Raw genomic sequence first — 9486 nt, forward strand, 5'->3', positions numbered from 1 at the left:
GCCTGGGGCTGCGGCGGGGCGGCCACCGGCTGGGCGGGGGCCGCCGGCTCCTCCACCGTGACACCGAAGTCCGTCGCGATGCCCGCCAGGCCGTTGGCGTAGCCCTGGCCCACCGCGCGGGCCTTCCAGGCCCCGTTGCGCAGGTAGACCTCCACGATCACCAGCGCCGTCTCGGTGCCGAGCTGCGGGGGCGTGAAGGTGGCGAGGACGGAGTTGTCGTCCGCGTTGCGGATGGTGGCGGTCGGTTCGATGCCCTGGAAGGTCTGGCCGGCGGCGTCCGGGCTGGCGGTGACGACGATCTTCTCGATGCCCGGCGGCACGGCGGCGGTGTCGACCGTGATCGCGTCCGGGGCGGTGCCGCCGCCGGAGCGGTAGGTCACGCCCTGGCCGGTGGGCTGGTTGTAGAAGATGAAGTCGTCGTCGGAGCGCACCTTGCCGTCGGCGGTGAGCAGCAGGCCCGATACGTCGAGCCGCACGGGCGCGGTGACGTCCACCGTCACGCGGGTGGCGGAGAGGGGGATGTTCGAGCCGGGGGTCATAGCTGTCATGCCGGGTGAACGAGTGAGGGCGTTTTACCGTTCCCTTACCCGGGGGGCAATCGGGGCGGCGGGTGAGTGTCGCCCCCCGCCGCCCTCCCTGTTCCCGTCCTCGGGGCCGCGCCCCCGGACCCCCGTTTCGGCCTGAGCGGCCTCGCCCTCGGACGCCGGACGGGCCGAACGGCTACGGCACCACCACGATCTTCCGTCCCACCCCCGCCGCGAACTGCTCCAGCGCCTCGGGGTAGCGCTCCAGCGGGATGCGGTCGCTGATGAAGACGTCGGGGTCCAGGACGCCGTTCGCGAAGAGCTCGGCCGCGCGTTCGTAGCTGTGCAGGACGGCCATCGAGCCCGTGATCGTGATCTCCTGGTTGTAGATGCGGTACGGATCGATCTGCACCCGTGTCGCGTAGTCGGCGACGCCGAACTGGAGGAACGTTCCCGCCTTGGCGACCCGCTCCAGGCCGTCCTGGATCGCCGCCGCGTTGCCCGTGGCGTCGATGACGAGGTCCCAGCCCTGGGGCCGGTCCAGCTCGTCCGGGTTCGCGGCCGAGGCCGAGACGCCGAGGCCGCGGGCCGTCTCCAGCCGCGCCGGGTTCACGTCCACCACGTCCACGGTGGCCGCGCCGGTCCGCTTGGCCAGTTCCAGCATCATCAGGCCCATCGTGCCGGAGCCGTAGATCAGGACGTGGGCGCCGAGGCGGGACTGGAGGACGTCGTAGCCGCGGACCGCGCAGGAGAGCGGTTCGATCAGGGCCGCGTCCTGGGTGCGGACGTGCTCGGGGAGCTTCACGCAGTTCGCCACCGGCGCCACCGCGTACCGCGCCGCGCCGCCCGCCGTCGTCACGCCGATGGCCGCCCAGCGTTCGCAGAGGTTGTTGTGGCCGGTGCGGCAGTAGCGGCACTCGTAGCAGTAGAGGGACGGGTCCACCGCGACCCGGTCACCGAGGGACACCTCGGTGACCTGGGTGCCGACGCCGACCACCTCGCCGGCGAACTCGTGGCCCGGCACGATGGGGAGCTTGGGCGCGAACTCGCCCTGGAGGATGTGCAGGTCCGTGCCGCACAGTCCGCAGGCCGCGACCTCGACGACGACCTCGCGCGGCCCTGGTGCCGGATCGGGGACCTCGGTGACGACGGCGCGGCCCACGGACTCGATGACGGCGGCCTTCATTTCACGGCTCCCAACGACAGGCCCTGGACCAGTTTGTCCTGGGCGGCGAACCCCGCGGCGAGCACCGGCAGGGAGATGACGAGCGACGCGGCGCACACCTTGGCCAGGAACAGGCCCTGGCTGGTGATGAAACCGGTCAGGAAGACGGGGGCGGTCTCGGCGACCACGCCCGTCAGCACCCGGGCGAAGAGCAGTTCGTTCCAGCTGAAGATGAAGCAGATCAACGACGTCGCGGCGATGCCGGGCAGGGCGATCGGGGCGACCACCCGGGCCAGGATCGTCGGCAGCCGCGCGCCGTCCACCCGGGCCGCCTCGATGATCGCGACCGGGACCTCGGCGAGGAAGGACTGCATCATCCACACCGCGATCGGCAGGTTCATGGAGGTGTAGAGGACGACCAGCAGCCAGATGTTGTCGAGCAGGTCCGCGTTCTTGGCGAACAGGTAGATCGGCAGCAGGCCCGCCACCACCGGCAGCATCTTGGTGGACAGGAAGAAGAACAGGACGTCCGTCCACTTCTTCACCGGACGGATGGAGAGCGCGTACGCGGCGGGGAGGGCCAGGACCAGGACGAGCAGGGTCGAGGCGACCGACGCCACCGCCGAGTTGACCAGGGCCGGCCAGGGGCTCGCGCCGCCGCCCGCGCCGAAGAACTCGCGGTAGCCGTCCAGCGTCAGCGACGCCGCGAAGGACGGCGGGTTGGTGGCGGCGTCCTCCTCCGCGTGGAAGGAGGTCAGGGCCATCCACGCGATGGGCAGGAAGAAGACGATTCCGGCCAGCCAGGCCACCAGGCCCAGGCCGGCACCGCCCTTGCGGCGGACTCGTACAGCGGCCGCGGTGCTCATGCGCGGGACACCTCCTCGCGGAACAGGGACGAGACCACGCGCAGGGCGAAGGTCGCGATGATGATCGAGCCGATGACGACCAGCACGCCCGCGGCCGAGGCGAGGCCGTTCTCGTGGGCCTGGTAGAAGCTCTGGTAGACGGTGTAGGGCAGGTTGGCCGTGCCCAGGCCGCCGGACGTGATGGTGAAGACCGCGTCGAAGTTCTGCACGATGTAGATCGAACCCAGCAGGGCGCCGAGTTCCAGGTAGCGGCGCAGGTGGGGGAGGGTGAGGTGGCGGAAGATCTGCCAGTCGCTCGCGCCGTCCACCCGGGCCGCCTCGATCTGCTGCTGGTCGCGGCTCTGCAGGCCGGCCAGCAGGATCAGCATCATGAACGGTGTCCACTGCCACACCAGTGACGCCTCGACGGCGAGCAGCGGGGTGTTCGAGATCCAGTCCGGCTGCGGTCCGCCGACGTAGTGCAACAGGCCGTTGAGCAGGCCGTACTCGGGGTTGTAGAGGACGTGCTTCCAGAGCAGTGCCGCGGCCACGGGGACGACCAGGAACGGGGCGATCAGCAGGGTGCGGACCACGCCCCGGCCCTTGAACCTCCGGTCCAGCAGCAGGGCGAGGGCCAGGCCGAGCACCAGGCTGGCCAGGACCACCGCGACCGTCAGCAGGATCGTCGTCCACACCGACTTGCGCAGGTCCGGGTCGCTGAGGACGTCGCCGTAGTTGGAGAGGCCGGTGAAGTGGCGGGCGTCCGGGTAGAGGGAGTTCCAGTCGAAGAAGGAGATCACCAGCGTCGCCACGAAGGGCAGCTGGGTGACCGCGACCATGAAGATCAGGGCGGGGAGGAGAGGGGCCCGGGTGGCCCAGGCGCGCAGCCGGGAGGACGGCGGGCGAACGGCGGGGCGGACGTGGTCGGGTGCGGCCGCGGGGGCCGTGGTGGTGGCGGTCATCGTCCCTCGTACTCCTCGGAGATCTTCTCGGCGAGCTGCTGGGACTTCTTCAGCGCCTCCTCGACCGACTGGCGTCCGGCGATGGCCGCGCTGATCTCCTGGGAGACCTTGGTGCCGAGGTCGGTGAACTCGGGGATGCCGACGAACTGGATGCCGGGCGCGGGGCGCGGCTGCACGCCGGGGTCCTTGGGCCTGGCGCCCTCGATGGCCTCCCTGGTCATCTCCTGGAAGGCGGCGGCCTCCTTGACGTAGGCCGGGTTCTCGTACGTCGAGGCGCGCTTGCCGGCCGGGACGTCGGACCAGCCGGCCTCCTCGCCCACGAGCTGCTCGTACTCCTTGCCGGACGCCCAGGAGACGAACTTCCAGGCCTTGTCGGCGTTGCGGGAGGCCTTCTGGATGCCCCAGGCCCAGGTGTAGAGCCAGCCGGAGGAGTCGGTCTTCTCCACGGGGGCCGGCGCGTAGCCGACCTTGCCCCTGACCGGGGACGTGGCCGAGTCCAGGGAGCCGGCCGCGGAGGTGGCGTCGTACCACATGGCGACCTTGCCCTGCGTCATGTTGTTCAGACACTCGGCGAAGCCGGACTGGGCGGCGCCGGACTGGCCGTGCTCGCGGACGAGGCCGACATAGAACTTCGTCGCCTTCTCCCACTCGGGCGAGTCGAGCCGGGCCTGCCAGTCCTGGTCGAACCAGGTGCCGCCGAAGGTGTTCACGACCGTCGTCAGGGGCGCCATCAGTTCGCCCCAGCCGGGCAGCCCGCGCAGGCAGATGCCCTTCATGCCGGGCTCGGCGCCGTCCAGCTTCTCGGCGAGGGCGGCCACCTGGGTCCAGGTGGGGTGCTCGGGCATCGTCAGGCCCCGCTCGGCGAACAGGTCCTTGCGGTACATCAGGAAGGACGACTCGCCGTAGAAGGGCTGGCCGTAGAGCTTGCCGTCGTCGCCGGTGAGGGACTCGCGCATCGGCCCCAGGACGTCCTCCTCGTCGTAGGCGGGGTCCTCGGCGACGTAGGAGCCCATCTCGTGCAGCCACTCGTTGCGGGCGTAGATCGGGATCTCGTAGTTGGAGAGGGTGGCGACGTCGTACTGGCCGGCCTGGTTGGCGAAGTCCTGGCTGATCTTGTCGCGGACGTCGTTCTCCGGCAGGACGGTGAAGTTCACCTTGATGCCGGTCTCCTCGGTGAAGTGGTCCGCGGTGAGTTTCTGCAACTGGACCATCTGCGGGTTGTTGACCATCAGGACGTTGATGGAGTTGCCGCCGGATCCGGCTCCGCCCGCCCCGACCCAGCAGCCGGAGAGCAGCGGGGCGAGCAGCGTCCCTGCGGCGGCCAAGGCGAGCGTGGCTCGCGGCCTCCGTCGGCTCTGGGTTCGCATGGATCGCTCCTGAACATATGGGGAGGGATAAGGAGGAATAGGGAGGTATGGGGCAGGGCAGGGCGTGAGGATGCCCTGCGGGGACGTGAGGGGGGTTCAGACGCGGATGACCTGCGGGCCGAGCAGCGAGTAGCGGTGGGCCTCGGCCGTGGGCAGCAGCGTGCTGGTGACGATCGCCTCCAGGGAGCCGATCTCCGCGAACCGGCAGAAGCTGACCGCCCCGAACTTGGTGTGCGTCCCGGCGAACACCGTGCGGCGCGCGGCCCGGACCGCCTGCGCCTTGACCTCGCTGACGGCGGGGTCGGGGGTGGTGAGGCCGTGTTCGCGGGAGATGCCGTTGGCGCCGATGTACGCCAGGTCGATGACGAAACCGGCCAGCATCTTCGTCGTCCAGTGGTCGACGGTGGCGAGCGTGCCCGGGCGGACCCGGCCGCCGAGCAGCAGGACGGAGGTGTCGCCGGCCTCGGCCAGCGCGCCCGCGACGGGCAGGGACGCGGTGACCACGGTCAGCGGCCGGTCCCGGGGGAGGGCCTCGGCGATGAGCCGGGGGGTGAAGCCCTCGTCGACGAAGACCGTCTCCGCGTCGCCGAGCAGTTCGGCCGCCGCGGCGGCGACCCGGCGCTTCTCCGGGACGTGACTGGTGGCGCGGAAGGCGAGCGTGGTCTCGAACCCGGCGCTCTCCACCGGGTAGGCGCCGCCGTGGGTGCGGCGGACCAGGCCGTGGTCCTCCAGGGCGCGAAGATCCCGTCGCACGGTCTCCTTGGCGACGCCCAGGCCGGCCGCGAGCGCGGTGACGTCGACCGAGCCGGTGGCGCGGGCGAGCCGCACGATCTCGCGCTGGCGCTCTTCCGCCGTCCTCGTGCCCATGCCGAACACCTGCCTCACCGCCTCGTTGCCCGTTCGGGCCCGGGTGGCCCTTGGGGGAAGTTCTACAGCGGGCGTGCGGCACTGACCAGGCCTGTTGCGGACCCGATGCTGCCCGTTTGTGCCCGTTCCGGCCGTCGGGTGCCCGTCTCGGACCTGGGTCGCAGTCAGGGGCGGGGTGAGAACGGGCAGCGCTTGTGCCCGCATGCGGAAGCGGACGGGCCCGTTTGGTGCCCGTCCGCTTCCTTGTGCGACGAGTTCCGGTCTTCGCGCAGACGAGTTCCGGTCAGTACGGCCAGATCGGCGGGTCGGTCACGAAGTGGCCGCCCAGGCAGGCGTGCGCCGGGTTGTCCGGGTCGAGTTCGCCCTGTTCGGCGACGAGCTTCTCGGCGTACGGCTCGGAGTCGTCCTGCGGTTCGTAACCGAGCGCCCGCGCGGAGCCGAGGTCCCACCACAGGCGCGTGTTGGCGGAGGAGCCGTGGACCACGGTGTGCCCGACGTTCTCGGCCGTCAGGGCGGCGTGGAAGAGGCGGGCGCCGTCGGCGGGGCTCATCCACACCGAGAGCATGCGCACGCTGGTCGGCTCGGGGAAGCAGGAGCCGATGCGGACCGAGACGGTCTCCACGCCGTGCTTGTCCCAGTAGAGCTGGGCGAGGTCCTCGCCGAAGCACTTGGACAGGCCGTAGAAGGTGTCCGGGCGGCGCGGGGTGTCGACCGGGATGAGGGGGTCGTCGCCCCGCGGGCGCGGGGTGTAGCCGACGGCGTGGTTGGAGGAGGCGAAGACGATGCGTCCGACGCCCTCCTCGCGGGCGGCCTCGTACAGGTTGTACGTGCCCTCGATGTTGGCCTTGAGGATCTTCTCGAACGGGGCTTCCAGGGAGATGCCCGCCAGGTGGATGATCGCGTCGACGCCCCGGACCGCCTCGCGCACGGCCGCCCGGTCGGCGAGGTCGGCGACGATCGCGTCCGGCTCGCCCTCGATCGGGCGCAGGTCGAGCAGGCGCAGCCGGTAGCCGTGGCCGGGGAGCAGGTCCCGCATCAGGGTGCCGAGGCCGCCGGCGGCGCCGGTGAGCAGGACGGTGCGGGGAGCGGGCATCCTCGGGACTCCTAGGGTCTCCAGAATCGGCAACCGTGCGTATGAGCGCCCGGCGTTCATATGCGTGGACACGCTAAAGAACCGGTGGACACCCGTCAAGAGGTGGCCTGCTTGACGGCGTTCGCGGGGCGGCTTAGCGTGGACGCGTTCAGAAATATAGACGCAGATCATGGATATGGAATGGGAGCGCCCGTGACCTCAGCCTCTCTCGCCGCCCGGCTCACCGCGCCCAGCGGGCCGCTCTTCTTCCCCGTCACGGCGTACGCGCCCGGGGGCGAGGTCGACCTCGCCGCCTACCGCGCGCATGTGCGCCACGGGGTCGAGGCCGGGGCCGCCGCCGTGTTCGCCTGCTGCGGCACCGGCGAGTTCCACGCCCTCACCCCCGAGGAGTTCCAGACCTGCGTGCGGGCCGCCGTGGAGGAGACCGCCGGGCGGGTGCCCGTCGTGGCGGGCGCGGGCTACGGCACCGCCCTCGCCGTGCGCTACGCGCGCCTCGCCGAGGAGGCCGGGGCCGACGGCCTGCTCGCCATGCCGCCGTACCTGGTGCTCGCCGGCCAGGAGGGGCTGCTGCGGCACTACCGGGACGTGGCCGGGGCGACCTCGCTGCCCGTGATCGTCTACCAGCGCGACAACGCGGTGTTCACGCCGGAGAGCGTGGTCGAACTGGCCCGCACGGACGGGATCATCGGCCTCAAGGACGGGCTCGGCGACCTCGACCTCATGCAGCGGGTCGTCAGCGCGGTGCGCACCGAGGCCCCCGGCGACTTCCTCTACTTCAACGGGCTGCCGACCGCCGAGCAGACCCAGCTCGCCTACCGGGCCCTCGGCGTCACCCTCTACTCGTCCGCCGTGTTCTGCTTCGCCCCCGAGATCGCCCTCGCCTTCCACCGGGCGCTCCGCTCGGGCGACGAAGCCGTCGTGCGCCGTCTGCTGGACGGCTTCTACCGGCCGTTCGTCGAACTGCGCGCACAGGGCCGCGGGTACGCCGTCGCCCTGGTCAAGGCGGGCGTCCGGCTGCGCGGCCTGGACGTGGGGGAGGTGCGGCCGCCGTTGCAGGAGCCGACCGACGACCATGTGAAGCAACTCGCCCAGCTGATCGAGCGGGGTCACGCGCTGCTCGATGACGAGCGCGGGGAGGAGGGCCGGTGAAGGCGTCGGCGTTCGTCTACCCCTGGGACGTCAACGGGGACCCGGGAGCGGCTTCGTTCATCGCCGGGACCGGCGTCGGGCAGGTGACGCTCGCCTCCGCCTACCACTCCACCCGTGCCCTCACCCCCCGCCACCCGCGCCACCGCGTCGTCACCGCCGAGTACGCCGCCGTCCTCTACCCGCCGGACGCCGCCCGCTGGGAGGGCCGGGACCTGCGCCCGTACGAGGCCGGTGACTGGGCGCCCGGCGACGCCTGGGGCGAGGCCGCCGCCGCGCTCGCGGACGCGGGCCTGGAGGTGCACACCTGGGTGGTCCTCGCCCACAACTCCCGCCTCGGCGCCGAGCACCCGCACACCTCCGTCGTCAACGCCTACGGCGACTGCTACCCCTGGGCGCCCTGCGTCGCGCAGCCCGCCACACGCGCCTACCTCACCGGCCTGGCCGCCGAGGCGGCCGTGCGGCCCGGGGCACGCGGCACCGAACTGGAGTCGCTGGGCTGGTACGGGCTCGCCCACCTGCACGCCCACGACAAGACCGGCGGGGTCGGTCTCGGGGACGCCGGGCAGTACCTGATGTCGCTGTGCTTCTGCCCCCACTGCCGGACGGGCTACGACGGTCTGGGCCTCGACCCCGACGAGCTCGCCGCCGCCGTGCGCGCCGCGCTGGGGCCGGTCTGGCGGGGTGCGGTGTCGTCCGACGGGGGCTGGACGGGCGTCGAGAAGCTGCTGGGCGAGGCGCCGGCGAACGCCACGCGCGCGTGGCGGGACGAAACCGCCCGCACCCTCCAGGAGACGGCGGTCGCGGCCGTCCGCGCCGCCGCGCCCGACGGCTTCCAGGTCCTGCTGCACGCCGACCCGGTCTCGTACCACTGCGGCGCCAACGCCGGCGTCGACCCCGCGCACATCCTGTCCGTCGCGGACGGCGTGGTCGTGCCCTGCACGGGCGGCGCGGGCCTGCTCACGCCGTTCGCCGAGCAGGGCCGCGCCGGGGCCGTCCTCGCGGCCAACCTCACCGTGGTCTCCGGCATGGGCGGCAGCCCGGACACCCTCGCCGCCGACGCGGCACGCGCGCGCGAGCTGGGCGCCACGGAACTGCGGCTCTACCACGCCGGGTTGGCGTCGGACGCCGACCTGGAGGCGGTGCGGTCGGCTCTCGCCGGGCGGTGAGCGCGGGGTGGCCCGACGGCCGCGGGTGAGGCGGGGCGTGCCCGGGTGCGGGTGCGGGTGCCGTGTCGGGGCGGGCGTGTGGTGTGGTCGTGCCGGTGGGGGTGGTGACTGCGTGGCCCGGTGGGGAAGCGCCGGTCGTGGGTGAGCCGGGGCGCGGCGGGATGCGGTGGTCAGGCGCGGGTGTGCGGCGCCGGGAGGCGTGCGGGTGTGGGGTGGGGGTGGTACGGGGCGGCGTGTGGGCGTGGGGTGGGATGGTGCCGGCGCGGCGCGGCGCGTGGGCGCGACGTGGGGTGGTGCGGTTCGTGGTCGCCGGTCGCCGGGCGCCGGGCGCCGCGGGCGCCCGCGGGG

At 72.4% G+C, this 9486-nt stretch carries 9 protein-coding genes; 2 read left to right on the top strand and 7 right to left on the bottom strand.

What is annotated here, in order from left to right:
- The 7 genes from KUM32_RS27630 to KUM32_RS27660 form a co-directional block, all read right to left on the bottom strand.
- On the bottom strand, positions 1 to 539 hold a 539-nt coding region (locus KUM32_RS27630), incomplete at its 3' end, for a TerD family protein (protein ID WP_217144690.1).
- 181 nt (positions 540 to 720) lie between these two features.
- Complete coding sequence (locus KUM32_RS27635) at positions 721 to 1710, bottom strand: zinc-dependent alcohol dehydrogenase family protein (protein ID WP_217144691.1); 990 nt, start codon at positions 1708 to 1710, stop codon at positions 721 to 723.
- The gene (locus tag KUM32_RS27640; RefSeq protein WP_217144692.1) at positions 1707 to 2555 is read right to left on the bottom strand and encodes a carbohydrate ABC transporter permease; all 849 of its coding nucleotides are present in this window, start codon (positions 2553 to 2555) and stop codon (positions 1707 to 1709) included. Before KUM32_RS27640 ends, KUM32_RS27635 begins: the two co-directional genes overlap by 4 nt.
- Positions 2552 to 3496, bottom strand: coding sequence for a carbohydrate ABC transporter permease (locus tag KUM32_RS27645; RefSeq protein WP_217144693.1), 945 nt, complete (start codon positions 3494 to 3496; stop codon positions 2552 to 2554). The genes KUM32_RS27640 and KUM32_RS27645 overlap by 4 nt, the downstream gene beginning before the upstream one ends.
- A complete protein-coding gene (locus KUM32_RS27650; protein WP_217144694.1) occupies positions 3493 to 4863 on the bottom strand; it encodes a sugar ABC transporter substrate-binding protein in 1371 nt (456 codons plus the stop codon). The genes KUM32_RS27645 and KUM32_RS27650 overlap by 4 nt, the downstream gene beginning before the upstream one ends.
- 96 nt (positions 4864 to 4959) lie before the next feature.
- The gene (locus KUM32_RS27655; protein WP_217144695.1) at positions 4960 to 5730 is read right to left on the bottom strand and encodes a DeoR/GlpR family DNA-binding transcription regulator; all 771 of its coding nucleotides are present in this window, start codon (positions 5728 to 5730) and stop codon (positions 4960 to 4962) included.
- 283 nt (positions 5731 to 6013) lie between these two features.
- Positions 6014 to 6823 carry an NAD(P)-dependent oxidoreductase gene (locus tag KUM32_RS27660; protein WP_217144696.1) on the bottom strand — a complete coding sequence of 270 codons (810 nt, stop codon included), beginning with the start codon at positions 6821 to 6823 and terminating at the stop codon, positions 6014 to 6016.
- A 192-nt stretch (positions 6824 to 7015) separates the two neighbouring features.
- On the opposite strand from KUM32_RS27660, the gene KUM32_RS27665 reads away from it, so the two are divergent.
- Positions 7016 to 7972: a 5-dehydro-4-deoxyglucarate dehydratase gene (locus KUM32_RS27665; RefSeq protein WP_217144697.1), complete on the top strand. Its 957-nt coding sequence runs from the start codon at positions 7016 to 7018 to the stop codon at positions 7970 to 7972.
- Positions 7969 to 9138, top strand: coding sequence for a hypothetical protein (locus KUM32_RS27670; RefSeq protein ID WP_217144698.1), 1170 nt, complete (start codon positions 7969 to 7971; stop codon positions 9136 to 9138). The genes KUM32_RS27665 and KUM32_RS27670 overlap by 4 nt, the downstream gene beginning before the upstream one ends.
- Positions 9139 to 9486 lie beyond the last annotated feature (348 nt).

The organism is Streptomyces sp. AC627_RSS907, assembly GCF_019049165.1.